The following is a 25,284-nucleotide window of genomic DNA, read 5'->3' on the forward strand; positions in this document are numbered from 1 at the left end:
GTCACCTCGCCGGACAGGGGTGAGGCAGCTGCGCGTGGGGGCAGCAGACGACGCCGAGACACAGATAGCGGCCGCCCTGGAGCCAGATCCCCCACTGCACGTCCACCCCGCGCGCCAGCAGGCCGGCCGCCTCCTCCAGCCGGTACTCCACTCCGATCCGCGCCTCCTGGTCCGGCCGCAGGAACGACCCTTCCGCGTGCGCGTACTGGGCGCGCAGCCAGGCCAGCACCTGGCCCACCTCGTCGCCGGTGAGCGAGATCCGCGAGCGGGGCTTCAACAGCCAGTCGCCGGTCCGCATGGGCGGCAGGTGCGAGCGGCTGAACAGGGCCGGGTCAGGTTCGGGAAGCGGATGGGCGGTCCCCGGCGGCCGGCCCGTCCCCGGCACGGGGCGGCGCTCCGCCTCCCGCCACAGCTCGTCGCCCACCCCCACCCAGCTGTAACAGTGCCAGTGCATGAGCTCCCCCTCGGGCGGCGCCGCTCAAGACCATCGTCTCTCTGACCGCCGGGCGGAGCGTGCCTTCTCGTCTCCGAGGGAGATTCCCTGGCCACGGGTGGGCCTACGCGAGGCGGGGCTCCGGTCGACCCGAAGGACGGACCGGAGCCCCGCGGCGGCAGGCCTGTCTCCTCGTCAGGAGAGCTTGTGGATCCAGTTGTGGGTGTCGGGGCGGGTGCCGTACTGGATGCCCAGCAGTTCCTCGCGCACCTTCATGGTCACGGGGCCGGGGGTGCCGTCGCCGATCGTCCAGGCGCGGTCCGCGCCCTTGACCGACCCGACCGGCGTCACGACCGCCGCCGTGCCGCACGCGAACACCTCGGTGAGCTCGCCCGACTCGCAGCCCGCCTGCCATTCCTCGATGGACAGGCGGCCCTCCTCGGCTTCGAGGCCGAGGTCGGCGGCCAGGGAGAGGATGGAGTCGCGGGTGATGCCGGGCAGCAGGGTGCCGGTCAGCTCGGGGGTGAAGAGCTTGTTGCCGAAGACGAAGAACAGGTTCATCCCGCCCATCTCCTCGACGTACCTGTGCTCGTTGGAGTCGAGCCAGACCACCTGGTCGCAGCCCTGCTCGACGGCCTGACGCTGGGCGACGAAGGCCGCCGCGTAGTTGCCGCCGCACTTGGCGGCGCCGGTGCCGCCGGGGGCGGCGCGGGTGTACTCGGTGGACAGCCACACCGACACCGGCTTCACGCCGCCGCTGAAGTACGAGGCGGCGGGGGAGGCGATGACCATGTACCGGTAGCTCTTGGACGGGTAGTTGACGCCCAGCCCCACCTGCGTCGCGATGATGAAGGGCCGCAGGTAGAGGCTGTGTCCCTCGGTGGTGGGCACCCAGTTGCGGTCGGCCTGGACGAGCAGGTCGAGCGACTCGACGAAGGTGTCCTCGGGCAGTTCCGGCATGGCCATGCGGCCGCAGGAGGCGTTGAAGCGGCCGGCGTTCGCGTAGGGCCGGAACGTCACGATCGACCCGGTGGCCTGGCGGTAGGCCTTGAGCCCCTCGAACAGCTCCTGCGCGTAGTGGAAGACGGAGGTGGCGGGGTCGAGGACGAGCGGCCCGTACGGCGTGAGCCGCGCGTCGTGCCAGCCCCTGCCCTCGGTGTAGTCGATCGAGATCATGTGATCGGTGAAGGTCTGTCCGAACCCCGGGTTCGCCAGTACCTGCTCGCGCTCCGCAGCGGTGCGAGCGTGGTCGGAGAGCTGCACATCGAAGCTGAGCTTCTGAGCGGTGGTCATGACAGAAATCCTTCTCTTTCCGCGAGATTTGCCCTGAGTCCATTTTGCGATGAACCGGGTAACGGGAACTTACAGCAAACGCCTGGCGTTCTCGCGAGCCGCCAGGCGCTGATTGTGGTATCCAGGCGGCTACGCGCTCGCCGGATCCCGGACAGTATGGACCCGGCCGAAGGGCGCCAGGCCGCCTATGGTGCTGGAGTGGCAGGCGGTCAGGCGCCGCCGGCTACTCGTGCGGTGATGTCGTCACCGATCTCGTGCGTCGTACGGCCGGCCCGTCCGGTGAGGCGCTCCACGATGTCGTCGGCCACGGCCTGCTCGACGCGGGCCGCCTCCTCGGTCAGGCCGAGGTGGTCGAGCATCATGGCCACCGACAGGATCGTGGCGGTGGGGTCGGCCTTGCCCTGGCCGGCGATGTCGGGCGCGCTGCCGTGGACCGGCTCGAACATGCTGGGCGCGGTCCGGTCGGGGTTGATGTTGCCGCTGGCGGCCAGCCCGATGCCGCCGGCGATGGCGGCGCCGATGTCGGTGATGATGTCGCCGAAGAGGTTGTCGGTGACGATCACGTCGAAGCGCTCGGGCTGGCTGACGAAGAACATCGAGGCCGCGTCGATGTGCTGGTAGTCGGTCGTGACCTGGGGGAACTCGGCGGCCACCCGGTTGACGGTGCGCATCCACAGGTCGCCGGCGTAGGTCAGCACGTTGGTCTTGTGGACCAGCGTGAGCTTCTTGCGGGGGCGCTCGGCGGCTTTGGCGAAGGCGTAGCGGACCACGCGCTCGACGCCGAAGGCGGTGTTGAGCGACTCCTGGGTGGCGATCTCGTGCGGGGTGCCGCGACGCAGCACGCCGCCGGCGCCCGCGTAGAGGCTCTCGGTGCCTTCGCGCACGACGATCATGTCGATGTCTTCGGGGCGGGTGTCGGCCAGCGGGGTCGTCACGCCGGGGAAGAGCTTCACCGGACGCAGGTTGACGTAGTGGTCGAGCTCGAAGCGGAGCCGCAGCAGCAGGTCGCGCTCGAGGACGCCCGGCGGGACGCTGGGGTCGCCGATCGCGCCGAGCAGGATGGCGTCGTAGCCGCGCAGCTCCTGCAGCGTCTCGTCGGTCAGGGTTTCGCCGGTGGCGTTGTAGCGAGTGGCGCCCAGATCGTAGTGGGTGGTCTCGATCTTGGCGCCGACCGCCTCCAGGACCTTGAGCCCTTCGGCGACGACCTCGGTGCCGATCCCGTCACCGGGGATGACGGCCAGACGAATGTTGCGCGACTCCATGGCCGGTACCTTACCGGGTCGTCTCGGCTGGCGAACACCTGATCTCATTGTCTGGACAAGGCGTTTTGTCGTGTTTGCGGTCTTTTGACCCTTTCGTTAGAGTCTCGGCCAGCCTAATCCGGTGCGACGTTCGCACGGAGCCGGGGACCCATTCCCCCTGGGGCGAATCGGCACCCCCATGCCGTAGGGCGGCTTCCACGCCCGAGCCCGTCAGCTAACCCGGTCGGCCCCGTGGAAGGACATTCCCCTGTCTCGCATCATCACGGCTGCCGTCGTCGGCGGCCTCCTCGCCACAGGTATCGCCGCCGCCTCCCCCGCGTCGGCCGCCCCCGTTCCCGCCCCGAAGCAGCCGGTCACGGCCGAACCCGGCACCGACCGGCCCGTCCAGGACGACCCCGCTCGTACGGTGACCCTCACCGGGGCGGACATCAAGAAGGCCCAGCTCGAGAAGGCACCCAAGCCCGCATGGCAGATCGCGCTCGACTTCGCGATGGCCAAGCGGGGCACGCCGTACGTCTGGGGCGGCACCGGGCCGAACGGCTACGACTGCTCAGGACTGACGATGAAGGCCTACAAGAAGGCGGGGATCGAGCTTCCTCGCGTGGCCGCCGACCAGTACCAGGCGTACGACAAGAAGATCACGTGGAACAACCTGAAGCCCGGCGACCTGGTCTTCTTCAGCGGACTGGGCCACGTCGGGATGATCTCGAAGCCCGGCTACATGGTGCACGCACCGCACAGCGGTGACGTGGTGAAGGAGGAGAAGCTCAGCGCGTGGCGGCGCCAGGCGTTCGTCGGCGCGGTACGGCCCGACCCCAAGGGCGTGAAGCAGCAGGCGCGGCTCGTCGAGGCGAAGTCCTCGTCCGCGCCCGTGGGGCTACGAGCCACGTTCTGACCCGTCGGAGCGCGCACCAGCCCGGGAACCGGAGGCGGTTTCCGGGCTGACGCGCGCCCGGAGGGGGATCCGGGGTCTCCCCGGTGGAGCAGGGGGACCTCCACCGGGTGGTCCCGCTCAACAGGGGAAGCCGGCCGGCGCCCTCAGGGGGAAAGGGTGCTCCCGCCCAGCAGGAGAACCAGCGGGAGGAAGGGTGGTCCCGCTCAGCCGGGGAAGGGGGAACCGCCGTTGTCCCTGCGGTCCAGGGCGGTCTGGAGGGCCTGCGCGGCCTCTTCCTCGTGGTCGTCGGCGCGGTTCCATGGATACATGTCGTACACGTGGCTCATCTCGTTTTCGCGGACGCGAGTGGAATCGGACGTCGGATCCCGGTCGCGAATCCGACCGGGCCTGGTCTCGTGCGGTCCGGATCACGGACCGGACGAAAGGGGACTTAAGGCCGACGCAACGCCGCTCACCGCGACGGGTAGTCGACCTGCCCTAACAGGCCCCGTCGCGGCAGGTAATAAGTACGAGTACCCAGCGCATCCCTACCAAAGTACCTGGCACGGTCCATGCTGTCTCGTTGGACGTCCGAATATCTCACGATGCGAGACGACAGCGGAAAGAAAGAACGCCCTCCCGCCGAGCGGCGGAAGGGCGTTCTCCATGGGAAGCGTCAATCGGACAGGTCGACCGAGCGCCCGCTGTCGGCGCCGATCTCCGCCACGATCTGGTCCATCACGTCCGACGGGATCGCCGAGTCGACGGTCAGCGCGATCAGCGCCTTGCCGCCCTTGACGTCCCGCGCCACCTGCATGGAGGCGATGTTGATGCCCTTCTCGCCGAGCAGGTGACCCACGACGCCGACGATGCCGGGCCGGTCGGTGTAGGTGAAGAAGGCCAGGTGGTCGGTCGGCTCGATCTCCATCTCGTAGCCGTTGACCTCGACGATCTTGGTGATCTGGCGCGGCCCCGACAGCGTGCCCGACACCGAGACGGTGCGGCCGTCGGCCAGCACACCGCGCACGCCGACGACGTTGCGCCAGTCGGGGCTCTCGGAGCTGGTGACCAGCTCGACGGTCAGGCTGCGCTCCTTGGCCAGCAGCGGTGCGTTGACGTAGGTGACGGCGTCCTCGACGATGTCGGTGAAGACGCCCTTGAGCGCGGCCAGCTCCAGCACCCGCACGTCCTGCGCGGCGATCTCGCCACGGACCTCGATGTCGAGCTTGGTGGCGGTCTCACCGGCGAGCGCGGTGAAGACGCGGCCCAGCTTCTCGGCCAGCGGCAGGCCCGGCTTGACGTCCTCGGCGACGACGCCGCCCTGAACGTTGACCGCGTCGGGCACGAACTCGCCGGCGAGGGCCAGCTTGACGCTGCGGGCGACCTGGGTGCCGGCCTTCTCCTGGGCCTCGTGGGTGGAGGCGCCGAGGTGCGGGGTGGCGACGACCTGGTCCAGCTCGAACAGCGGGCTGTCGGTGCAGGGCTCCTTGGCGAACACGTCCAGGCCCGCGCCTGCCACGCGCCCTTCCTTGATCGCGGAGTAGAGCGCGGTCTCGTCGACGATGCCGCCGCGGGCCACGTTGATGATGCGCACCGACGGCTTGACCTCGTGCAGCTCCTTGTCGCCGATGAGACCCAGGGTCTCCTTCGACTTCGGCAGGTGCACGGTGATGAAGTCGGCGGTCCTGATGACCTCCTCGAGGCTGACCAGCTTGACGCCCATCGCCGCGGCGCGGGCCGGCGGCAGGTAGGGGTCGTAAGCGATCAGCTCGACGCCGAACGGCTGCAGCCGCTGGGCCACGAGCTGACCGATCTTGCCGAGGCCGAGGATGCCGACGATCTTCTCGTCGAGCTCGACGCCGGTGTACTTGGACCGCTTCCACTCGCCGTTCTTGAGCGCGGCGTGGGCCTGCGCGGTGTTGCGGGCGCTGGCGAGGATGAGTGCGATCGTCTGCTCGGCGGCGCTGGTGATGTTGGAGGTCGGCGCGTTCACGACCATGACGCCGGCCTTCGTCGCCGCCTCGACGTCGACGTTGTCGAGACCGACACCCGCGCGGGCGACGACGCGCAGTTTCGGCGCCGCGGCGATGGCCTCGGCGTCCACCTGGGTGGCGGAACGGACGATGAGCGCGTCCACGTCGGCGAGCGCGGGCAGGAACTGCGAGCGGTCGGCGCCATCGGTGTGACGGACCTCGAAGTCGGCGCCGAGCACCGCGAGACCTGCTTCCGACAGCTCCTCTGCGACCAGAACGACGGGCTTGTTCACTGTGATGGATCCTTCGGGCATGCGACGGGCTGAGGGACACGTCAGCGGGCCCCTCGGATCTCTCTGAGTCTATCTAGGCTTGTGAACGCATTCACGAGGGTCTCAGGATCTGGGCGAGCCCGGTACCCACCCCCCGGGAACTCATCCCGACCGCAGCCAACTTTGTCTTGATCGGGAGATTTCTTCGCTATTAGCCTGATAAGCCGTGGGCTACTACCTATCGTTCACCCTATGAGCATCGGGAACCCCGCTCTCGCCGACGTGCTCGTCCAGCACGGCAGTCCGCACCTGCTGCTGGCCGCACTCGCCGACAGGGGAATCCTGGTCGCCGTGCGCCCTGACCGCTCCGTCGTCCTGGGCACGACCCAGGTCGGTGACCGCGTCCTGCTCGGTTATACCGGGCCCCAAACCTACGCACGGCACCGGGGCGGCCATTCGCTGTCGGCCTGCGACGCCGACACCATCCTCGACATCCAGCGCGTCACCGGCGTGCGGGAGATCGTGATCGACGCCGCAGGCCCGGCCGCGGCAGCCGTACCGATCGAGGATCTCCAGCGTTTCCTCGTCTCGACGCGGACGGGATCGCAGCCGGTGCTGTCCGGCGCGATGCCCACCGCGTACGCGACCGGGGCCATGGCCGCGGTCTCGACCGGTGGCTCGGTGCTGCAGAGCGCGCCGCCCGTGCAGATCGCGCCCGCGCCGCAGTCGTGGATCCCCGCGCCGCGCCCCCACCTGTCGGGGCCCATGCAGCAGGTGGATCCCGGCTACCGCCGGTGCACCCACCCGATCCTGCCCGCGCTGCGCGGCGCGATCGTGCTGCTGCTGTCCGACTACCCGCTGGTCCACCACGTGTGGATCTCCGAGGCGCGGACGGCCTCGGGCGCCCCCGGCATCATGCTGCACGTCAAGGTCCACATGTCGGCGGCCGAGGACGTGGTCCGCGACCTGCACCGCGGGGTTCGCGCCAGGCTGCCGCAGCTGGCGGCCAGCGAGGCGCCGATCCTCATGGCCCGGGTGGCCGACGCGCGTAGCGAGCGCAGGATGGTGGAGCTGGGCGCGCACGTGGTGTGCGCGGACGTCACGGACTGATTGGCCTACCGAGCAAGAGCGCGGACGTCACGGACTGATTGGGCCTACCGAGCAAGAGCTCGGTCGGCTTGACTGGCGGCGTGATCGTCTCCACCGGCGTGCGGCTCGGGTACGGCGTGGGTTCGTTCTGCACGGCCACCTTCGCCGCGGTGCCGGGACTGCTGCTGCTCTACTACATGACCAACTTCCTGGCCGTGCCCGCGTGGTTCGCCGGCCTGGTCGTGGCCGCGCCCAAGGCGTGGGACCTGGTCGTGAACCCGCTGGTGGGCCGGTGGTCCGACCGTACGGTGTCACGGATGGGACCGCGCAGGCCGTGGATGCTGGCGGGCGCCTGCACGCTCCCGCTCGCCTTCGCGGCGCTGTTCGCGGGCCCCCCGCTCACCGGCACGCCCGCCGCCGTCTACGTGGCGGCGGTCTTCCTGGTCGCCGCCACCGCCTACGCGCTGTTCGAGGTGCCGTACAAGGCGATGCCCGCCGAGATGACCGGCGACTACCACGAGCGGACCGCGTTGCTGCAGTGGCGGATGGTCTTCATCGGCGCGGCGACCGTGATCAGCGGCGTCGTCGCACCCGCCATCGTCAACAGCCAGGGCGACGGCGGGACGCAGGCCGGCTACCGGCTGATGGGCGTCACCATCGCGATCGTGATGCTGGCCGCCATGCTCGGCGCCTTCTTCGGTACGGCCCGCGCCCCCATGACCGGCGCCCCCGAGCCCGACGGCGGCTCGTTGTGGTCGCAGTTCGCGGTGCTGCGCGGCAACGCGTCGTACGGCTGGCTGCTGGCGCTGAGCTGCACGCAGTTCCTCGCCGTCGGGGTGATGCTGGCGGCGGCGCCGTACTTCGCCACCTACGTGCTCGACGACCCCAAGGCGACCAGCACGCTGTTCGCCGCGCTGATCGGGCCGATCCTGCTCACGATGCCGCTGTGGCTGAAGCTGTCCAAGCGTTACGACAAGCGGGGGGCGATGCTCATCGCCGGCCTCCTCTTCGCCTGCGGTACGGCGGCGGCGGTCGCCACGCCCCTGTTCGGCGACCTGTTCGCGCACCTCATGCTGCTGGTGGTGGGCATCGGGTTCGCCGGCGTCCAGCTGCTGCAGTTCTCGATGCTGGCCGACGTGATCGCCCTCGACGCCGCCACGACCGGCATGCGGCGCGCGGGGGTGTTCACCGGGTTGTGGACGGCGGTCGAGAGCGCGGTGAGCGCCTTCGGCGCGCTGATCTTCGGCGCGGTGCTGTCGCTGGGTGGATTCGTGCCGTCCGATCCGGGCAGGCCGGTGGCGCAGCCGGAATCGGCCGTCACCGCCGTGCTCCTCGGTCAAACAGCCGTGCCAGCCTCCATTATCTTTCTTGCCGTCCTCATGACGTTCCGTTACCGATTGACAGCGGAACATGTTCTGCATGACCCGCTCGAGTCTTCTACATCAGGCGAGATACGCCCTCCGGCACCCTGACAGAGTCCTCCCCCACGCGCGGCGGCTCACCAGAGACCTGTGGTTCCGGCTGCACACCCGTGACCACGTCGACTACTACCGGGCCGTGATGCGCTCCGACACCGGCCGCAACCCCGACCGCGCCGTCGGCGCCAAGAGCAGGCAGCGGTGGCTGAAGCTGGGCCAGACGCAGTTCGACTACCTGGTCACGCACGGCCTGCGCCCCGAGCACCGCATGCTGGAGATCGGCTGCGGCAACCTGCGCGCCGGGCGGCTGTTCATCGACTACCTCTCCCCCGGCAACTACTACGGGCTCGACATCTCTCCCGACATCCTCTTCGCCGCCCAGCGGACGCTCGCCGACTACGGCCTGCAGGGCAAGCTCCCCCACCTCATCCCCGTCCGCGATCTGCGCTTCGAGTTCCTGCCGGACGAGTACTTCGACGTCGTCCACGCCCACAGCGTCTTCTCCCACTCCCCTCTGCACGTGATCGAGGAGTGCTTCGCGCACGTGACCCGCGTCATGAAGCCCGACGGCTGGTTCGACTTCACCTTCGACAGGACGCAGGGCAAGGAGCACCACGTCCTGCGCGAAGACTTCTACTACCGCACCGAGACGCTCGCGCGGCTGGCCGAGCGGCACGGCCTGACGGCGGAGTTCATGGACGACTGGGAGCTCCTGCCGCTCAAGCAGTCCAAGCTCCGCGTGCGCCGCGCCGTCAGGTGAGGCGACGGGTCACCGTCAGCCTTCCTGGCCGCGCGAACACTCCCGCGACGAGCGCGGCCAGCAGCGGCAGGCCGATCACGAGGCCGCCGACCAGGGGCCACGGCACGGCGATCGTCGCCGGTTTGATGTCCTGCATGACGCGGACCCAGCCGTATGCCCGGGTCGTGCCGTCGCCGCTGGTCATCACCCACGCCAGCGCGACACCGGGGGCGGCGCCGGCGACGGCGCCCACCAGCGCGCCGAGACCGGCGATGTAGCCGGCCTGGCCGGCCACCACCAGCCGGCCCGTCGTGGCGGGCGCGCCCACCGCCGAGACGGTCGCGAGGTCGGGCCGCATGTCGGCCGCCGCCAGCGCGGTGGCCACGAACGTGCCGCCGAGCACCAGCACCAGCGCGCCGCCCAGCAGCACGAGCAGTTCATCGCCGATGTCGCGGTGATATCCCCACTCCAGGTTGGCGCCGGCATGGGGACTGATCGCCAGGAGGTCCCGTTTGAACCTGTCCACGGCCTTCGGCTGGTGCCGCGCGTGGAGCTGGCGCTCGGTGAGCTTCCACCCCTTCGCCGCCACCGCCGACGGCGGGACCAGGACGGCGCCCAGGTTCCGGTCGGCCGCCTTCGCCACGATCGCGGGCAACTCGAAGGTCTGGTACGGGTGGCGGGACGCGTAGGTGCCGGCCTCGACGACGAGCCTGCCGTCGCGCACCAGCGACGGGTCGAAGACCACCGCCTTGCCCGCCGCGAACGCGGCGGCCGTGCGCGGGTCGTGCCCGCCCATGAACAGATCGAGCAGCCGCTGGTCGCCGATGGAGAAGTCGAAGGACTCCACACCGCATCCGTCACACCGGACCGGCCGCCGGGCGCGCAGGTCGAGCCGGCGGCCCCGGTCGTCCGCCGCGCGGTACCCTCCGACCAGTTCGACGCCGGGCAGCCGTTCCTCCACGGCCGTGCGGATCTTGGCCCATTCCGCGTCGTCCGCGGCGGCCGCACTGATCGCCAGCGTGCCGGCCGGAATGGCGGACCGGTACGACTCCTGGTGGGCGATGTGCTGGCTGTAGATCCCGATGCCCACCGTGACGGCTCCGGCGGTCGCGGTCATGACGGCCGCGACGGCCGACGCCGTACGCACGCGATGCCGGACGGCGTCGCGCACGGTCAGCCGCAACGCGAGCGGCAGCCGGCCGGCCGGTCGCCCCGTGGCCGTGACGATCCACGGCGTCAGCGCCACCATCCCGAGCAGCCCGAGCATGGCGGCCATGAAGATCCACAACTCCTCGGTCCTCGCCGCCAGAACCATCGCGACGAGACTGGCGGCCACCAGGACCAGCCCGAGCACCGGCTTGCCGGCCTTGACCCGGGTGCTGCCCGAGCGTCCTGCCAGCACGGCCGCGGTGTCCTGGCGGGCCGCCTGCTGGGCGGGAACCAGCGCCGCCACCACGCCGCTGACCAGCCCGAGCGCCGCCACGCCCGCCACCTGCCACCAGGGCACGTCGGTCGGGCCCACGGTGGTCGAGACGAACGGCACCAGCAGCAGCCCGCCCGCCGTCCCGGCGACGGCCGCCACGGCGGAGGCGAGGCCGCCCAGGACGAGGCCGTCGGCCAGCACGATGGCCCGCAGGTGCGCCGCCGAGCCGCCCTGGGCGGAGATCATCGCCAGCTCCGTCCTGCGCCGCCGCAGTCCGATGGCGAACGCGGGTCCGGCCAGCAGGACCGTCTCCGCCGTCACCATGAAGACGACGAGCGCGACCGCCAGCACCTCCGTGCTCGTCGTCCGCTCCATCGGCCCGTCGTAGGCGGCGGTGAGCGCCGAGAGACCGACGAGGCCGACCTCGTTGAGGCGCCGTGTGTCGGCCAGGGTCGCGGGGGCCGGGGTGTCGGCCAGCCAGCCGGTGCCGGCGCCGTCGCGCTTGTCCAGCAGCAGCACGCCTCTGAACCCGATGATCTCGCGGTGCGCGGAGCTGAACGGGTAGGCCACCACGCCCACCACTCTCACCTGGCGGTCGGCCCGGGTGACCCTGATGGTCTCGCCGGGGCGGAACGGGAGCCCGTTGGCCACCACCACCTCGTCGGGACCGGCGGGGTAGCGGCCCGCGACGAGCGGCCGCATGCCCTTCGCCAGGGGATCGCGCAGGTCGATCTCGGCCGCGCTGACGTGCTCGTAGCCGTCCTCGAGCCAGACGTCGACGCTCCCCTCGTCGAAGCCGATCAGCCTGGCGCCGGGCTGCAGCCGCGCCGCCGCCTGCGCCGCGGTCGTGGGGCCGCCCCGCTTCGGTCCGCCGTCGTCGACGGGGCCCGGCAGCCCTGTGGAGCCGTACTGCTCGCCGACCCTGGCGTACTCCGTCGTCGTGATCCGCAGGTCGGCCGCGCCCAGTTGCCTGACCAGCCCTTCGCGGAGCGAGACGTTCGCGGTCGCCGCGACGGTGAGCAACCCCGTGATCACCAGGACCGGCAGGCCGATCATCACCATGATCAGCGCGGTGCGCCCCTTGGCCCTGGCGGCGTCACGCCGGGAGATGCGCAGCGCGGCCCTCATCGGGCGCTCTCCACCGGCGCGGCCGTCGTGTCGGCGATCAGCCCGTCGCGCAGGAACACCACCCTGTCGGCCCACCCCGCGTAGCGCGACTCGTGGGTGACCAGCAGCACCGCCGCGCCCGCCTCGCAGCGGCTGCGCAGTAACTCGAGGATCTCGTCGCCGGTCGGCGTGTCCAGCGCGCCCGTCGGCTCGTCGGCCAGGATCAGCCGCCGCTCGCCCACCAACGACCTGGCGATCGCGACGCGCTGGCGCTGCCCGCCGGAGATCTCGTCGGGGAACCTGTCGGCGACGTGCGCCAGGCCCACCTGGCCCAGCACCTCGAGCGCCCCCCGCCGGGCGTCGTGGGCGCGCACGCCGTCGAGCTCGCGGGGCAGCATGACGTTCTCCGCCGCGGTCAGCGAGGGGATGAGGTTGAGGTCCTGGAAGACGTAGCCGACGCTCCTGCGCCGCAGCGCCGCCAGGTCCTTGACGGTCGCCAGGTCGACGCCCTCGACGGTCACCGTGCCGCCGGTGGGCCGGTCGAGGCCGCCCGCGAGGTTGAGCAGCGTCGACTTGCCCGAGCCCGACGGGCCCATGACCGCCACCAGTTCCCCCGACGCGACCTGCAGGCTGACGCCCCTCAGGGCGTGGACGGCGGCCTCGCCCTCCCCGTGTACGCGCGCCACGTCGTGCAACGACACCACCACCTGCTTCATGCTCCAGCCTCCTTGAGTACGGCCTCGCAGTGGTCGAGCCAGCGCTGCTCGGCCTCGGCCTGAAAGATCATCGAATCCAGCACCAGACGCTGGGCGGGGCCCGCCGAGCCGGCGCGCTTGGCCCGGGTCAGCTCCTGCAGGGTGCGCATCGTGGCGGTCCGCTGGCGCTGCACGACCTTGCCGACGTCCACGTCCTTCGCGGTGACGGCCATCGCCAGCTTGATGACCAGTTCGTCCCTCGGCCGGTCGGACTGGGCGACGGGGGTGCTGAACCATCGCCCCATCTCGGCCCGACCGGCCTCGGTGACCGTGTAGACGACCCGGCCCTGCTCGTCCTCCTCGCCGGAGGCGACCAGGCCGTCCCGTTCCATGCGCGAAAGCGTCGTGTAGACCTGGCCGATGTTGAGCGGCCAGGTCGCCCCCGTCGACGCTTCGAACTCCGCGCGCAGCTGATAGCCGTACCGAGGCCCCTGGCTCAGCAGCGCCAGGAGCCCGTGTCTGATCGACATAAATACTGAGTATGCATACGCAGTATGCCCCATTCAAGGTTTTCTGGACAGGAAACGCGGTTCGGGCCGATACTCGGGGCATGAGCTCGACGCAACCCCCATTTCGCGCCTCCGATGGGGAACGTGATCGCGCCATCGACGAGCTCCGCGACCGCGCCGTCGAGGGGCGTCTGAGTCACGACACGTTCGTGGGCCGAGTCGATCAGGCACTGCGCGCGCGCAGCCGCCACGAGCTCGACGAGCTGGTCGCCGACCTTCCCCCGCGCAACACCCTCCGGCAGCGGCTGACCGACGCGGTGGCCTCGGTCTCGGAGTTCACCACCCGGGTGCAGTCAGCGTGGCGCAAGCCGCGCCTGCCACGCCTGGCGCTGCCCGACGACAGCAGGCTCAGGTACGTGGTCGGCCGCGGGTCGGCCTGCGACCTGGTGCTGGCCGACCTGACCGTCTCCCGGGTGCACGCCGAGCTGCGCAGGACCGACGACGGGTCATGGATGCTGGTCGACCTGGGATCGCTGAACGGCACCCGCCTCAACGGATGGCGGCTGGTGGGGCCCGCGCGCGTGCGCTCGGGCGACGAGATCTCGTTCGGCGACGTGGGCTTCCTGGTGTCCAGCCCGGCGACCACCGTCTGACCCGCAGCGCCCGCGGTTTCCGTTCCGCGCCGAGGCGCTTCCACCTGCCGTCACACGCTGCGGCGACGTGCGGGATGGCCAACCTCGGCAAGGACGCCGGGAAAGATACGGAAATTTGCGGATTGCGGCGGGGGATCGGCGCTCCCATGATCCCTGCGAGACCAAGTACGCACCCTGGAGACCTCCATGCGTCGCACCCCCGCCTCACTCGCCGCCGGAGCGCTCGTCGTGGCCCTCGCGTGGGCGTCCGGCCCCGTCGCTCCCGCCACGGCCGCCGACCCCTCCCCCGGCGTCACCGACCTCACCCAGGACCTCAACCAGATCCTCAGCGACTCCCGGCTGGACATCGCCCGCGCCGGCGTCGTGGTCAAGAGCGCCGCCACCGGCGAGGAGCTCTACTCGAACGACGCGGGCAAGCTCATGACCCCCGCCTCCAACGCCAAGCTGTTCACCTCCGCGGCCGCGGCCGAGGTGCTCGGCCTCGACCACCGGTTCACCACCAGCGCGCTGGCCGCCGGCCGTACCGTCGGGTCCGTGCTCACCGGTGACCTGGTGCTGCGCGGCACCGGCGACCCGACGATGCTGGCCGCCGACTACGACACGCTCGCCGCCGCCGTCGCCGCGAAGGGCGTCAAGCTGGTCACCGGCAAGCTGGTCACCGACGACACCTGGTTCGACACGGTACGGCTCGGCCAGGACTGGGCCTGGGACGACGAGACCGCCTACTACGCCGCCCCGATCTCCGCGCTGACCGCCTCACCCGACAAGGACTACGACGCGGGCTCGGTCATCGTCTCGGTCGCGCCCGACGGGGACAAGGTCAAGGTCTCCACCACCCCCGAGACCGACTACCTGAAGATCGTCAACAACGCCACCGTCGGTACCTCGACCGACGTGCTCGTCGAACGCCGGCACGCCACCAACACGGTCGTCATCACCGGCACCGTGGCCGGGCCGTACAGCGAGTGGGTGGCCGTCGACGACCCCACCCGCTACGCCGCCTCCCTGTTCCGCAAGGCGCTGAACGCCCACGGCGTCAAGGTCCTCGGTCCCACCGTGAGCGGCGCGCCCGAGGGGGCGACCGAGCTGGCCAAGCACGAGTCGATGCCGCTGAGCGAGCTGCTGGTGCCGTTCATGAAGCTCAGCAACAACATCCACGCCGAGATCCTGACCAAGGCCATGGGCCGCAAGGTCGCCGGCCAGGGCACGTGGGCCGCCGGGCTCAAGGCCACCTCCGACTTCGCCAAGGCCAACGGGGTGCAGATCCTGAACCTGCGCGACGGCTCCGGCCTGTCCCGCCGCGACGGCGTCACCGCCACCTCCATCAGCCAGCTGCTGCTGTCGGTGCGGAGCAAGCCGTGGTTCAAGACCTGGTACGACGCGCTGCCCATCGCCGGCAACGCCGACCGCTTCACCGGCGGCACCCTGCGCAGCCGGATGCGCGGCACGCCCGCCGCCAACAACGTCCACGCCAAGACCGGGTCGCTGACGAGCGTCACGTCGCTGTCCGGGTACGTGACGAGCGCCGAGGGCGAGCCGCTGGTGTTCTCGATCATGCTGAACCAGTACCTGTCCGGGTCGCCCAAGGACATCGAGGACAAGATCGCGGTACGGCTGGCGAAGTTCAGCCGCACCACCCCGGACACCGCCGCCCAGCTGCGCGGCGAGGAGAGCCCGGCCGCGCCGGAGGGCGGCGAGCTGGAGTGCTCGTGGCTCAAGCCCGTCGAGTGCTGACCCTCTGACCGTCACCCGCACGGCCCGCCCGGAACCTTCCAGGCGGGCCGTCCCCTTTCCGGGCCGTGGGCGGTCGGAGCCGGGACAGCGGGCCCATCCGCCACGTACCGTCCGGACATCGCCCTCCGTAACGGCGCCCGGCCACGGACGCTCGGTGACGCGTGTCCCTGGACGGAGCCCGGCCACGCGCCCGGGGTGGCGCGTGGCGCGGCGTGCCGTACCGGCCGGGAGGAGGGAGCGGCTACGAGACGACCTTCAGCCGGCGGAGGGTGTAGCCGCCGCCCGACGGGTCGAGGGCTTTCGTCGCCTGCTTGAACAGGTACTCCGCCCGCTCGTAGGACAGGCGGCGGCGTCCCGTCTCCGGGCACAGGTCGGCCGCCGGCGTCGTGGCCGGCCGCGGCCGCCGATCGGTGAGGAACACCGGCCCACGGGTGCGGCCGGCCACCAGGAGAGGGAGGAGTCCGGCGGTCTGCGAGCGCCAGCTCACCCAGGTGCCGCCCGCGCGGGCCCGGCGGTCGTCGAGGTCCAGGTCCTCCACGTTCAGCGACAGGACGGCGGTCACCCCGGCCCCGGACTCGTGCAGCAGGCGCCACAACGTCCGCTCGCGCAGGGGCAGGTCAGGGCTGCTCCACAGCGCCTCCAGCTGTGCCGGGCCGATCGGCTCCGCGGGTGCGCGCGTCTCGGGTCGCCGGTCGAGGCCCGCCGCGAGATCGTCAAGGGACGCCCAGGCGCCGAACGACCGGATGGCGGACCGATGCCGGTTCCATGTCCTGGCCGCCGCGTCGCCCCAGGCCGTCTGGAACACCCGGGTGACGTGGGCGGCGGTGAGGGAGTCCAGCGGCAGCTGCTCGCCCAGGGCCAGGAGCAGGCGGCGCAGGGTCTGCCGGTAGGAGCGGATCGTCGGGGCGCCGAGATCGTCCCGTGCGAGGAATTCCTGTACGGCCCGGCCAAGCGTCCGGACGGGCGCGCCGGTGACCGCGATCTCGTCGGCGCGGCGGCGCAGGAAGTCACGCTCGGCGGCGTTCCTGGTGAGGGCCGCGGCGCGCTCGAACTCCAGCCGCGCCTCCGCGTGCCGTCCCAGGCGGAGCAGGAGATCGCCCCTGACACTCGGCAGCAGGTGGTAGTCGCGCAGCACGGGATCCTCGACGAGGGTGTCGGCCACGGCGAGCCCGGCCTGCGGCCCGTGCGCCATACCGACGGCCACAGCCCGGTTGAGCTGCACGATCGGCGTCGGCAGCAGGCGGGCCAGCCCTTCGTACAGCGCGGCGATCTGCACCCAGTCGGTGTCCTCGGGGGTTCGCGCCTGCGCGTGGCACACGGCGATCGCCGCCTGCAGCACGTAGGGGCCGGGAGCGCCGCCGATCGCCCTGGCCCGCAGCATCGCGGTGAACCCGCGGCGGATGAGGAGCTGGTCCCAGCGCCCCCGGTTCTGCTCGTGCAGCTGGACGGGTTCTCCCGACGGCCCGGTCCGCGCGGCCGAGCGGGACGCCTGGATCTCCATGAGCGCCACCAGCCCGTGCACCTCGGCCTCGTCCGGGGCGAGCGTGGCCAGCAGCCGGCCGAGCCGCAGCGCCTCCAGGCAGAGCCCCGGCCGCATCAGGTCGTCGCCCGACGTCGCCGAGTACCCCTCGTTGAAGATCAGGTAGATGACCTCGAGCACCGACGACAGGCGCGCGGCCGTCTCCGTGCCGTCGGGCAGCTCGAACGGCACCGCCTCCGCGGCGAGGGTCCGCTTCGCATGGGCGATGCGCTGGGCGATCCGCTGCTCGGTGACGAGGAACGCCCGCGCGATCTCCGCGGCGGTCAGGCCGCCGAGGAGCCGCAGCGTCAGCGCGACCCGCGCCTCGGTCGGCAGCACGGGGTGGCAGGAGACGAACATCAACCGCAGGACGTCCTGCTGCTCGGTGTCCTGCGGCTCGGTGTCCTGCGGCTGGTGAAGCTCATGGGCCAACCGCTCATACCCGCTCTCCAGGCGGGCGGAGCGCCGGATGTGGTCGATGGCCCTGCGCTTGGCGACGGCCATGAGCCAGGCGCCCGGATTATCCGGGACCCCCGACTGCGACCATTGTTCGAGCGCGGCGACGAGCGCGTCCTGGGCCAGTTCCTCGGCGAGGCCGACGTCGTGCACCATCCGGGCGAGCGCGGCGATGATCCGCGCCGATTCCAGCTTCCAGACCGCGTCGACGCTGCGATGGGCGTCCGTCGTGGACATGCCGGCAGCGGATCAGGCCCCGAAGACCTGCTGGATGACGCTCTCGCCGTCTCCGACGATCTTGCGGAAGCGGCGGGTCAGCTCGATCGCCTCCTCCTTCGAGCGCACCTCCACCAGCGCGAACCCGGCCACGGCCTCCTTCGCCTCGGCGAACGGCCCGTCGGTCACGGTGATCTCGTCTCCGGTGGACGTCACGCGGATGCCGCCGGGCTCGAGGCCGCCGGTGGCCAGCAGGATGCCCGCCGCGGTCAGCTCCTCGACGAACGCGGCCATCTCGACGTAGAGGGTCTCGTCAGGGGGCGTGTCAGAAGCCTTGGACATCATCAGGTAGCGCATGGGCCTGCCTCCTCGTGTTCACGTGTCACTGCCTACGCGTCGTACCACCCTAGCAACAGGGAACACCCGCATTCCCTGTCACATCGCTGGATCGACGTCTGGATGAGAACCGACACCGAGAAAGGCACCGGACATGACCGCCATCCAGCTCCCCACCGCCACCGCCGGCCCCGCCGCCACCACCCGCGCCCTGCTCACCTGCGCGACCGTGGCCGCGCCGCTGTGGGCGACGGTCTCACTCCTGCAGGCCGCCACCCGCGAGGGCTTCGACCTGACCCGCCACCCGTTGAGCGCGCTGGCCAACGGCTCACTCGGCTGGCTGCAGATCGCCAACTTCCTGGTCGCGGGTGTGCTGACCGTCGTGGGCGCGTCCGGCCTGCGCCGTGCGATGCACGGCGCCCCCGGCGGGACGTGGGTGCCGCGGCTGGTCCGCCTCAACGGCATCGGCATGATGGCCGCCGGCGTCCTGGTCATGGACCCGGGCGACGGCTTCCCCACCGGCACCCCGTACGGCATGCCGCAGACGATCAGCTGGCACGGCTACGGCCACATGGCCGCCGGATCGATCGCCTTCGCCGCCCTGATCGCCGCCTGCTACATCCTGGGCCGCCACTTCAGCCGGGCCGGCGACCGCGGCCGCGCCGTCGCCTCCCGCGTCGCCGGCACCGCCCTCCTGCTCGGCAACGGCTGGGCGATGAGCGGGGGCACGGCCGGATCCCTCACCCTGGCCGTCGGGGCCATCACCGCGATGCTCTGGATCTCCGTGGTCGCCGCCCACTACCGCCGCAGCTCGTGACCGCCGCCCTGCCCCTCTCGGCCCTGCTCCTCCCCTCCGCCCCTCATCTCGGGGGCGGGCGGGAGAGGCGGGGCCGTTCGGCGTACCCGGGGTTCCGGCATGAGATCGGCGTGGAAGGGCGAGGGGCGATCGAGGCGGACCGCGGCTGATCAGCGGTTTTGGCTAGGCGGAATCCGGCACTCGACATGTTTCACATCACATCTGGTGGCGCAGAGATCGAAGAGACGCAGACGCGCAGGTCGGGCACATGGTTTACCGCGGACACAAGAGATCTTTGTTACGAAAGGGACACATGGAGCCCCAGATTTTCGTGGTTTTTTCGTGACATTTCGTTTCAGTCACACCAGAATGCGTCATCGACCCAGTGTCTAACCCCAACGGAGGACAACGTGCGCAGACAGCTCCAGGCACTCGCCTGCCTCGGAAGTCTGGCGGCATTGAGCACGTCGGTCACCGCCGCGTATGCGGAGACCCAGCCGAAGAACTCCTGCCGCGTGGTCGCGGCCAAGCCATACCTCGACACCACCGGCACCGTCAGGGGCGGCGCCGCCCGGACCGGCTGCGACGACCAGGCGCGCCTGCGGGTCCGCGTCATCGAGGTGCGCCCGGGACCGGACCGCCTGGTCAAGAGCGGTTCGCAGCTCGTCACCAACGGCAGCGTCGTGGCCGGGATCCGCTGCAGCGACGTGCCGCGCCGCCTCTACGTGACCGCGACCGACTACCGGGGCAACTCGCACCGCTCCGGCGTCGCCTCGATCTCGTGCGACACCACCCCGACGCCCGCGCCGTCGCCCACCGGGAGCCCGAGCACCACCCCGACCGCCAGCCCGACCGCCAGCCCGACCGCCACGGCGACGGCGACGGCGACGGCGACGGCGACCCCGACGAGCACGCCGACCGGTGGCGGCACGACCATCGAGGACGAGGTCGTCAAGCTCACCAACGCGGAGCGCGCCTCCGGCGGCTGCAAGCCGCTCACCCACGACCCGCAGCTGCGCGCCGCGGCCGAGGGCCACTCGGCGGACATGGCGGCCAAGGGCTACTTCAGCCACACCTCACCCGACGGCCGCGGCCCCGGCGACCGCATCAAGGCCTCGGGCTTCTCCCCCGTCAGCGCCTGGGGAGAGAACATCGCCATGGGCCAGCGCACCGCCGCCGACGTGGTTCGGGGCTGGATGAACAGCCCTGGGCACCGCGCGAACATCATGAACTGCAACTACACCCACATCGGTGTCGGGCACGACGCGAAGGGCCCGCACTGGACCCAGGTCTTCGCCCGCCACTGATTTCCCTCACGTGCGTCGGGTCAACCCATCACCCCGCCCGACGCCTCCCAGCGGGCCCGCCGCCGCTCCTCCTCCGCACAAGGGAGCGGCAGGCGGGCCCGCGCCGTTCCGTTGTCCAAACGCCCGACTCCGGAACCGCCCAGATCCGGCGGCTCACAAGGGAGCGGCAGGCGGGCCCGCGCCGTTGCCTCGCCCGATGCCCGCCTCCGGGACCCGCCGAGGTCCCGCGGCTCACACCGGGACCGGGTCGCCGGCGCCCGCCCGGAACTCGGCCAGGAAAGGCTCCTCGTCCAGCGCTGCCACCACCCGCGCCGTGATCCGGTCGACGTCGCCGCGTTCGGCCTGCGGCAGCGGCCGCCCCACCGACTCCCTGGCCGCCGCGGCCGCCCCGAGCAGCCTGGCGGCACGCCGGTGATCGCCGCTCAGCGACACCGCGCCCGCCATTCCCTCCAGCGCCAGCGCGATCGCCCGGGGATCGGCGATGGCGCTGGCATGGGCATGGCTCTCGCGGTGCAGCGACGTGGCCAGCTCGGCATCTCCCCGCAGCTCGGCGATGAAGCCCAGCTCCGCCAGCAGCAGGGCCGAGCCCGACTCCCCCGCTTTCCTGATCCAGTCGAGCGAGGTGCGCAGGTGCTTCTCCGCGGTGTCGAGCCGGCCCTGCCGCCGGGCGCTGAGCGCGAGCCCGATCTCGGCGAACTGCTCGGCGTAGGGGTGCGCCTGCGTCACCGCGAGCCGCCTGGCCCGTTCGTGCAGCTCGTCAGCCCTGGCGTAGTCGCCCCGCAGCAGCGCGATGCGGCCCAGCCCCGCCGTGTACCTGGAGACCTCGAACCCCAGCTCCAGCTCCTCGGCCATGGCCAGGCCACGGGAGTGAAGCGCCGCGGCCCGCTCGTAGTCGCCGTCGATCTCCGCGAGCGTCGCCAGCGGCTCGACCGTCTGCAGGATCCCCCAGTGATCGCCGAGCTCCTCGAACAGCTCCGCGCTGCGCTCGCCGTCCCGCTCGGCACCGGGGAGGTCGCCCCTCATCATGGCGTGGAGGGCACGGGCGACCAGCCCGGCCGCCGTGCCCCACCGGTCGCCGACCGTCTCGCACACCGCCAGAGACCTGGCGATCAGCTCCTCGCTGCGGAGCTGGACACCGTGGCCCCACATGCTGAACCCGAGGAACCACTGGGCTCTGGCCAGCAGGTGGAGATCTCCCGCCGCTTCCAGCACGGCGAGCGCGGCCTCCACCCGCCCCCTCAGATCGACGGCGACCCCCAGGCGCAGCGTCAGGCCCGCTTCCAGGATCTCGGCCAGCGCCCTGAGGACCGGGTCGGCCGCACCCTCGACGGACCGCGCCAGAGCCAGCGCCCTGCGCCCCTCGTCGAAGCGGCAGCGCATCAGGAAATGCAGAGCCATGGCGTTGGCCAGGCGCAACGCGAGCTCCGCCGCGCCCTGGCGGGCCGCGGTGTCGAGCGCGGCGCGCAGGTTGGCGCTCTCGGCGTCGATGGCCGCCAGCCACCGCGACCGCCCCGCGGCCCGCCGGCCGCTCTCCTCGGCGAGGGCGAGGTAGTGGTGGGCGTGGCGGCGCCGCACGCATGCGAGCTCGGCCGCCTCCTCCATCCGTTCGAGGCAGTAGGCGGCCACCGACTCCAGCAGGCGGTAGCGGGTGCCCAGCGGCGTCGTCACGGTGACGACGAGCGAGCGGTCGACGAGCCTGGCCAGCAGGTCGAGCACGTCGGCCGGGTGCACGCCCTCCCCTGAGCACACCGCCTCGGCGGCCTCCAGCGTGCAGCCGTCGGCATGGACGGCCAGGCGGCGCAGCACGACCCGCTCGGCCTCCGTGAGCAGCTCCCAGCTCCAGTCGATCATCGCGCGCAGGGTCTGCTGCCTGGCAGGGGCGCCCCGCCTGCCCGCGCCGAGCAGGCGGAACCGGTCGTCGAGCCGATCGGCGAGCTGGGCCGGGCTGAGCACGCGCATGCGTGAGGCGGCCAGCTCCAGCGCGAGCGGCAGCCCGTCGAGGCGGCGGCAGACGGCCGCGACCGCCTCCGCGTTGCGCTCGTCGAGGACGAACCCCGGCGCGGCCGCGGTCGCCCGCGCCGCGAAGAGCCGCACGGCGCTGGAGGCGGCGGGGTCGCCCGTGCCCGAGGGCAGGTCGAGCGGCTGGACGGCCCACAGCCGCTCCCCGTCGATGGCCAGCGCCTCCTGGCTGGTGGCCAGGACGCGTAGCGCGGGCGCCGACCGCAGCAGTCTCTCGGCGACGGCGGCGACCTGGTCGACGACGTGCTCGCAGTTGTCGAGCAGGAGCAGCACGCGTTTGGCACGCAGCACGTCGGCCAGCCGCTCGGTGGCGTCGGCGCCCCGCTTGCCCGCCGCCCTGTCGTCACGGACGCCCATCGCCGCCGCGATGGCGTCGACGACCCCGCCGGTGGCGGGTCGGGCAGCCAGCTCGACCAGCCACACCCCGTCGGGGTGCGCTCCTTCGAGCTGCGCGGCCACCTCCAGCGCGAGCCGGGTCTTGCCGACCCCGCCCGGCCCGGTGAGCGTGACCAGCCGGTGGGACTCGACCAGCGACCGCACCTCGGCCGTGGCGCCCTCCCTGCCGATCAGGCCGGTCATGGGCACGGGCAGGTTGGTGGGAGTGGTGGCGGGCGGGGCGTCGAGCGCGGGGTCCTGTTCGAGCATCGCCTGGTGGAGCGCCGCCAGCTCCGGCCCGGGATCGAGGCCGAGCTCCTCGGCCAGCAGGGTGCGCAGCCCGGCGTAGCCGTCGAGCGCCTCGCTCTGCCGGCCCGCGCCGTAGAGGGCGCGCAGGTGGACGGCCCGCAGCCGCTCGCGGAGCGGGTGCTCGGCCACCAGGTCGGCCAGCTCGGCCGCGAGCTGGGCGTGCTCGCCGAGGGCGAGCCTCGCCTCGGCCTGCTCCTCGATCGCCACCAGCCGCTGCTCGGCCAGGCGGGCGCGCACCGGCCGGACGAACTCCTCGTCGGCGACGTCGGCGAACGGCTCGCCGCGCCACAACGCCAGCGCGTCGGCCAGCAGCGCGACCTTGGTGGCGGGGTCGTCGCTCGCGCGGGCCTTCCCGGCGAGCGCCTCGAACCGGTCGGCGTCGAGCGCGCCCTGCTCCACGCGCAGCGCGTAGCCCGAGGGGGCGAAGGCCAGCCGCCGCCTGCCGTCCCGCTCCGCCTCCTCCAGCACCCTGCGCAGCTGGGACACCTTGACCCGCAGCGCCGCCGCCGGCTTGCCCGGCGGCCGGTCACCCCACAGGTCGTCGATCAGGCGGTCGGCCGGGACCGGCCGGCCCGCGTGCGCGAGCAGGTCGGCGAGCAGGGCCCGGACCTTCGCCTCGGGTATGCGCAGCGAACGCCCCTCCGTCGACCAGACCGCCAGCGGGCCGAGCACCCCGAATCGCATGCCGCTCAAGCTAACAAGCGCCACCGACGATTTCGGGGCGGCTACGGGATCACCGTAAGGCTTCCATAACCCGCCCTCGCCAGGCTGATCCCCATGAACCGCCCCAGGAAGGCATGCGGCACCTGCCGCCCGCACGTCCCCAGCCCGCCCGCCGTCGACGGCCTCGACCAGGTCGCGGTCCGTCCATGAGCGGCACCAGGTGGAGGGCGCTGCCCGTCCTGCTCGTGGCCGCGTTCGTCACGACCCTCGACTTCTTCATCGCCAACGTCGCGCTGCCCGCCATCCGCGCCGACCTCGGCGCCGGCGAGTCCGCGACCCAGCTGGTGATCGCGGGCTACGGCCTGGCGTACGCGGCCGGCGTGATCATCGCGGGACGACTCGGCGACCTCCACGGCCCCCGCCGGGTCTTCCTCGCCGGCCTCGCCCTGTTCACGCTGGCCTCGGCCGCCTGCGGCGCGGCCCCCGACCCGGCGTTCCTGGTGGCGTCGCGGATCGCGCAGGGCGGCGCGGCGGCGCTGATGGCGCCGCAGGTGCTGACCCTGATGAGGACGCTCTACCAGGGCGCCGACGGGGCGAAGGCGTTCGGCTGGTACGGCACCGCGGTCGGCCTCGCGGGCGTCGGCGGCCAGGTCATCGGCGGCGCGCTGATCGCGGCGGACGTGGCGGGGCTCGGGTGGCGCGGCTGCTTCCTGGTCAACGTCCCGATCGGCCTGCTCGCCCTGGCCCGCGCCCGCCGTCTCCTGCCCGGCCCACCCGCCGCGCCCCCGGACCACCGCAGGCCGGAGCGGCGCAGGCTCGATCTGCTGGGGGCGGCACTGGTGGCCGCGGGCCTGGTGGCCGTCGTCTTCCCGCTCGCCCACGGCCAGGAAGCCGGCTGGCCGGCCTGGTCATGGGCCTGCCTCGCCGCCTCGCTCCCCCTCATGGCGGCGTTCGTCGCCAGGCAGAAGCGGCTCGCGAACCCCCTGCTCGACCTGAGCGTCTTCCGCGAGCGCGGGTTCGTGCCGGGGCTGGGCGCCGTGGCGCTCCTGTTCGGCGGCTCCTCCGGCCTGTCGTTCCTGCTCGCCCTCTACCTGCAGGACGGCAGGGGCCTGACCCCGATGGCGTCGGGCGCGCTGTTCACAGCGGTCAACGCGGGATTCTTCGCCGCGTCGCTGTGCTCCAGGCGCGGCATGGGCGCGCGGCAGGGCAGGCGGTTGCCCGTGGCGGGCGCGCTCACCCTCGCCGCGGGACTGCTGTGGAACGTCCACGCGCTCGGCGGACCGGCGGGCGCGCTGCTTCCCGGGCTCTTCCTGGCGGGCGCGGGGATGGGCCTGGTGATGTCGCCGCTGCTGTCGGCGGTCCTGGCATCGGTACGGCAGGCGCACGCGGGCGCGGCGGCCGGTGTGCTGGGAACCGTCCAGGAGGTGGGCGGCGTGCTCGGGGTGACGGCGACCGGCCTGGTGTTCTTCGGCGTGCTCGACGCCGGCGACTGGACGGGCGCGGCGCGCGCGGGGCTGGCCCTGCTGGTGGTGTTCGCGCTGGGCGCGGCCGTGCTGACCTGGCGGCTGGTGGAAGGAGGGGGCGGGGTCCGTGACGGCGAGCGGCCCCGCGCGCTCGAGGAGCGTCCCCTGGACGGAGGCCGGCCGGTGACCGCGGAGGCGCGTGGGCGGGCCTGCCGTACCGGCGACAGGACAGGTACCGCCGACAGAGCAGGAACCGGCGACAGAGCAGGTACCTGCGACCGGGCGGAGGGCGATGCGGCCCTCGTCGGTGCCGCTTCCCCGTGAGGGGCGCGACGCCGCCCGGGCGTCCCG

At 72.1% G+C, this 25,284-nt stretch carries 20 protein-coding genes and 1 riboswitch; of the genes, 9 read left to right on the forward strand and 11 right to left on the reverse strand.

Translation table 11 applies throughout. The annotated features are described in order from the left end of the window. Position 1: 1 nt before the first annotated feature. The 3 genes from ABZX22_RS17165 to ABZX22_RS17175 form a co-directional block, all read right to left on the reverse strand. A complete protein-coding gene (locus tag ABZX22_RS17165; RefSeq protein WP_354909665.1) occupies positions 2-454 on the reverse strand; it encodes a hypothetical protein in 453 nt (150 codons plus the stop codon). A 174-nt stretch (positions 455-628) separates the two neighbouring features. Continuing rightward, positions 629-1,726, reverse strand: a complete 1,098-nt coding sequence (locus ABZX22_RS17170; RefSeq protein ID WP_354909667.1) for a branched-chain amino acid aminotransferase — start codon at positions 1,724-1,726, stop codon at positions 629-631. 209 nt (positions 1,727-1,935) lie between these two features. Then, entirely contained in the window at positions 1,936-2,988 is a 1,053-nt protein-coding gene (locus tag ABZX22_RS17175) for a 3-isopropylmalate dehydrogenase (RefSeq protein WP_354909669.1), read from the reverse strand. 100 nt (positions 2,989-3,088) lie between these two features. Beyond that, positions 3,089-3,232: riboswitch (cyclic di-AMP (ydaO/yuaA leader) on the forward strand. Positions 3,233-3,394: 162 nt separating this feature from the next. Here ABZX22_RS17175 and ABZX22_RS17180 point away from each other — a divergent pair. After that, positions 3,395-3,883 carry a C40 family peptidase gene (locus ABZX22_RS17180; RefSeq protein WP_354909672.1) on the forward strand — a complete coding sequence of 163 codons (489 nt, stop codon included), beginning with the start codon at positions 3,395-3,397 and terminating at the stop codon, positions 3,881-3,883. A 203-nt stretch (positions 3,884-4,086) separates the two neighbouring features. Here the strand turns inward: ABZX22_RS17180 and ABZX22_RS17185 are convergent, their stop codons facing one another. After that, positions 4,087-4,209 (reverse strand): hypothetical protein, encoded by a 123-nt coding sequence (locus ABZX22_RS17185; protein ID WP_354909674.1) that lies wholly within the window; start codon positions 4,207-4,209, stop codon positions 4,087-4,089. A gap of 329 nt (positions 4,210-4,538) precedes the next feature. Beyond that, positions 4,539-6,128 carry a phosphoglycerate dehydrogenase gene (gene serA / locus ABZX22_RS17190; RefSeq protein ID WP_354909677.1) on the reverse strand — a complete coding sequence of 530 codons (1,590 nt, stop codon included), beginning with the start codon at positions 6,126-6,128 and terminating at the stop codon, positions 4,539-4,541. Between the two features lie 231 nt (positions 6,129-6,359). Between serA and ABZX22_RS17195 the strand changes: the two genes are divergently transcribed. From ABZX22_RS17195 to ABZX22_RS17205, 3 genes are all read left to right on the forward strand, one after another. Then, positions 6,360-7,217 (forward strand): hypothetical protein, encoded by an 858-nt coding sequence (locus tag ABZX22_RS17195; RefSeq protein ID WP_354909679.1) that lies wholly within the window; start codon positions 6,360-6,362, stop codon positions 7,215-7,217. A gap of 80 nt (positions 7,218-7,297) precedes the next feature. After that, positions 7,298-8,668 (forward strand): MFS transporter, encoded by a 1,371-nt coding sequence (locus ABZX22_RS17200; RefSeq protein WP_354909681.1) that lies wholly within the window; start codon positions 7,298-7,300, stop codon positions 8,666-8,668. Next, positions 8,616-9,374 carry a class I SAM-dependent methyltransferase gene (locus ABZX22_RS17205; RefSeq protein WP_354909684.1) on the forward strand — a complete coding sequence of 253 codons (759 nt, stop codon included), beginning with the start codon at positions 8,616-8,618 and terminating at the stop codon, positions 9,372-9,374. Before ABZX22_RS17200 ends, ABZX22_RS17205 begins: the two co-directional genes overlap by 53 nt. Here the strand turns inward: ABZX22_RS17205 and ABZX22_RS17210 are convergent. From ABZX22_RS17210 to ABZX22_RS17220, 3 genes are read right to left on the reverse strand one after another with little or no spacing between them, the layout of a single operon-like run. Further along, positions 9,367-11,904: an FtsX-like permease family protein gene (locus ABZX22_RS17210; RefSeq protein ID WP_354909687.1), complete on the reverse strand. Its 2,538-nt coding sequence runs from the start codon at positions 11,902-11,904 to the stop codon at positions 9,367-9,369. The two genes, ABZX22_RS17205 and ABZX22_RS17210, sit on opposite strands and share 8 nt — an antisense overlap. Beyond that, a complete protein-coding gene (locus tag ABZX22_RS17215; protein ID WP_354909690.1) occupies positions 11,901-12,599 on the reverse strand; it encodes an ABC transporter ATP-binding protein in 699 nt (232 codons plus the stop codon). Before ABZX22_RS17215 ends, ABZX22_RS17210 begins: the two co-directional genes overlap by 4 nt. Next, on the reverse strand, positions 12,596-13,108 hold the full coding sequence (locus tag ABZX22_RS17220; protein WP_354909692.1) for a PadR family transcriptional regulator: 513 nt from the start codon (positions 13,106-13,108) through the stop codon (positions 12,596-12,598). The genes ABZX22_RS17215 and ABZX22_RS17220 overlap by 4 nt, the downstream gene beginning before the upstream one ends. An 80-nt stretch (positions 13,109-13,188) precedes the next feature. On the opposite strand from ABZX22_RS17220, the gene ABZX22_RS17225 reads away from it, so the two are divergent. Beyond that, positions 13,189-13,740, forward strand: coding sequence for a DUF1707 and FHA domain-containing protein (locus ABZX22_RS17225; RefSeq protein WP_354909694.1), 552 nt, complete (start codon positions 13,189-13,191; stop codon positions 13,738-13,740). A 186-nt stretch (positions 13,741-13,926) separates the two neighbouring features. Then, complete coding sequence (gene dacB, locus ABZX22_RS17230) at positions 13,927-15,474, forward strand: D-alanyl-D-alanine carboxypeptidase/D-alanyl-D-alanine-endopeptidase (protein WP_354909697.1); 1,548 nt, start codon at positions 13,927-13,929, stop codon at positions 15,472-15,474. A 241-nt stretch (positions 15,475-15,715) separates the two neighbouring features. On the opposite strand, the gene ABZX22_RS17235 is transcribed toward dacB, so the two are convergent. Continuing rightward, positions 15,716-17,686: a sigma-70 family RNA polymerase sigma factor gene (locus ABZX22_RS17235; RefSeq protein WP_354909699.1), complete on the reverse strand. Its 1,971-nt coding sequence runs from the start codon at positions 17,684-17,686 to the stop codon at positions 15,716-15,718. Positions 17,687-17,698: 12 nt separating this feature from the next. Continuing rightward, positions 17,699-18,022, reverse strand: a complete 324-nt coding sequence (locus tag ABZX22_RS17240; protein ID WP_354909702.1) for a YciI family protein — start codon at positions 18,020-18,022, stop codon at positions 17,699-17,701. 133 nt (positions 18,023-18,155) lie between these two features. Here ABZX22_RS17240 and ABZX22_RS17245 point away from each other — a divergent pair, with 133 nt between their 5' ends. Further along, a complete protein-coding gene (locus ABZX22_RS17245) occupies positions 18,156-18,818 on the forward strand; it encodes a DUF998 domain-containing protein (RefSeq protein ID WP_354909705.1) in 663 nt (220 codons plus the stop codon). 389 nt (positions 18,819-19,207) lie between these two features. Beyond that, positions 19,208-20,104 (forward strand): CAP domain-containing protein, encoded by an 897-nt coding sequence (locus tag ABZX22_RS17250; RefSeq protein ID WP_354909708.1) that lies wholly within the window; start codon positions 19,208-19,210, stop codon positions 20,102-20,104. Positions 20,105-20,335: 231 nt separating this feature from the next. On the opposite strand, the gene ABZX22_RS17255 is transcribed toward ABZX22_RS17250, so the two are convergent. Next, on the reverse strand, positions 20,336-23,491 hold the full coding sequence (locus ABZX22_RS17255) for a BTAD domain-containing putative transcriptional regulator (RefSeq protein WP_354909710.1): 3,156 nt from the start codon (positions 23,489-23,491) through the stop codon (positions 20,336-20,338). Positions 23,492-23,676: 185 nt separating this feature from the next. Here ABZX22_RS17255 and ABZX22_RS17260 point away from each other — a divergent pair, with 185 nt between their 5' ends. Then, positions 23,677-25,257, forward strand: a complete 1,581-nt coding sequence (locus ABZX22_RS17260; protein WP_354909712.1) for an MFS transporter — start codon at positions 23,677-23,679, stop codon at positions 25,255-25,257. Positions 25,258-25,284 lie beyond the last annotated feature (27 nt).

The sequence above is a fragment of the Nonomuraea sp. NPDC003804 genome (genome assembly GCF_040610675.1).
In the GTDB taxonomy this organism is placed as follows: Bacteria; Actinomycetota; Actinomycetes; order Streptosporangiales; family Streptosporangiaceae; genus Nonomuraea.

Excerpts from the sequence above, each read along its gene's own strand:
- ABZX22_RS17165 (WP_354909665.1), bottom strand. The coding sequence starts at position 454 with ATGCACTGGCACTGTTACAGCTGGGTGGGGGTGGGCGACGAGCTGTGG.
- ABZX22_RS17170 (WP_354909667.1), bottom strand. The coding sequence starts at position 1,726 with ATGACCACCGCTCAGAAGCTCAGCTTCGATGTGCAGCTCTCCGACCAC.
- ABZX22_RS17175 (WP_354909669.1), bottom strand. The coding sequence starts at position 2,988 with ATGGAGTCGCGCAACATTCGTCTGGCCGTCATCCCCGGTGACGGGATC.
- ABZX22_RS17185 (WP_354909674.1), bottom strand. The coding sequence starts at position 4,209 with ATGAGCCACGTGTACGACATGTATCCATGGAACCGCGCCGACGACCAC.
- ABZX22_RS17195 (WP_354909679.1), top strand. The coding sequence starts at position 6,360 with ATGAGCATCGGGAACCCCGCTCTCGCCGACGTGCTCGTCCAGCACGGC.
- ABZX22_RS17205 (WP_354909684.1), top strand. The coding sequence starts at position 8,616 with ATGACCCGCTCGAGTCTTCTACATCAGGCGAGATACGCCCTCCGGCAC.
- ABZX22_RS17210 (WP_354909687.1), bottom strand. The coding sequence starts at position 11,904 with ATGAGGGCCGCGCTGCGCATCTCCCGGCGTGACGCCGCCAGGGCCAAG.
- ABZX22_RS17215 (WP_354909690.1), bottom strand. The coding sequence starts at position 12,599 with ATGAAGCAGGTGGTGGTGTCGTTGCACGACGTGGCGCGCGTACACGGG.
- ABZX22_RS17220 (WP_354909692.1), bottom strand. The coding sequence starts at position 13,108 with ATGTCGATCAGACACGGGCTCCTGGCGCTGCTGAGCCAGGGGCCTCGG.
- ABZX22_RS17225 (WP_354909694.1), top strand. The coding sequence starts at position 13,189 with ATGAGCTCGACGCAACCCCCATTTCGCGCCTCCGATGGGGAACGTGAT.
- dacB (WP_354909697.1), top strand. The coding sequence starts at position 13,927 with ATGCGTCGCACCCCCGCCTCACTCGCCGCCGGAGCGCTCGTCGTGGCC.
- ABZX22_RS17235 (WP_354909699.1), bottom strand. The coding sequence starts at position 17,686 with ATGTCCACGACGGACGCCCATCGCAGCGTCGACGCGGTCTGGAAGCTG.
- ABZX22_RS17240 (WP_354909702.1), bottom strand. The coding sequence starts at position 18,022 with ATGCGCTACCTGATGATGTCCAAGGCTTCTGACACGCCCCCTGACGAG.
- ABZX22_RS17245 (WP_354909705.1), top strand. The coding sequence starts at position 18,156 with ATGACCGCCATCCAGCTCCCCACCGCCACCGCCGGCCCCGCCGCCACC.
- ABZX22_RS17255 (WP_354909710.1), bottom strand. The coding sequence starts at position 23,491 with ATGCGATTCGGGGTGCTCGGCCCGCTGGCGGTCTGGTCGACGGAGGGG.
- ABZX22_RS17260 (WP_354909712.1), top strand. The coding sequence starts at position 23,677 with ATGAGCGGCACCAGGTGGAGGGCGCTGCCCGTCCTGCTCGTGGCCGCG.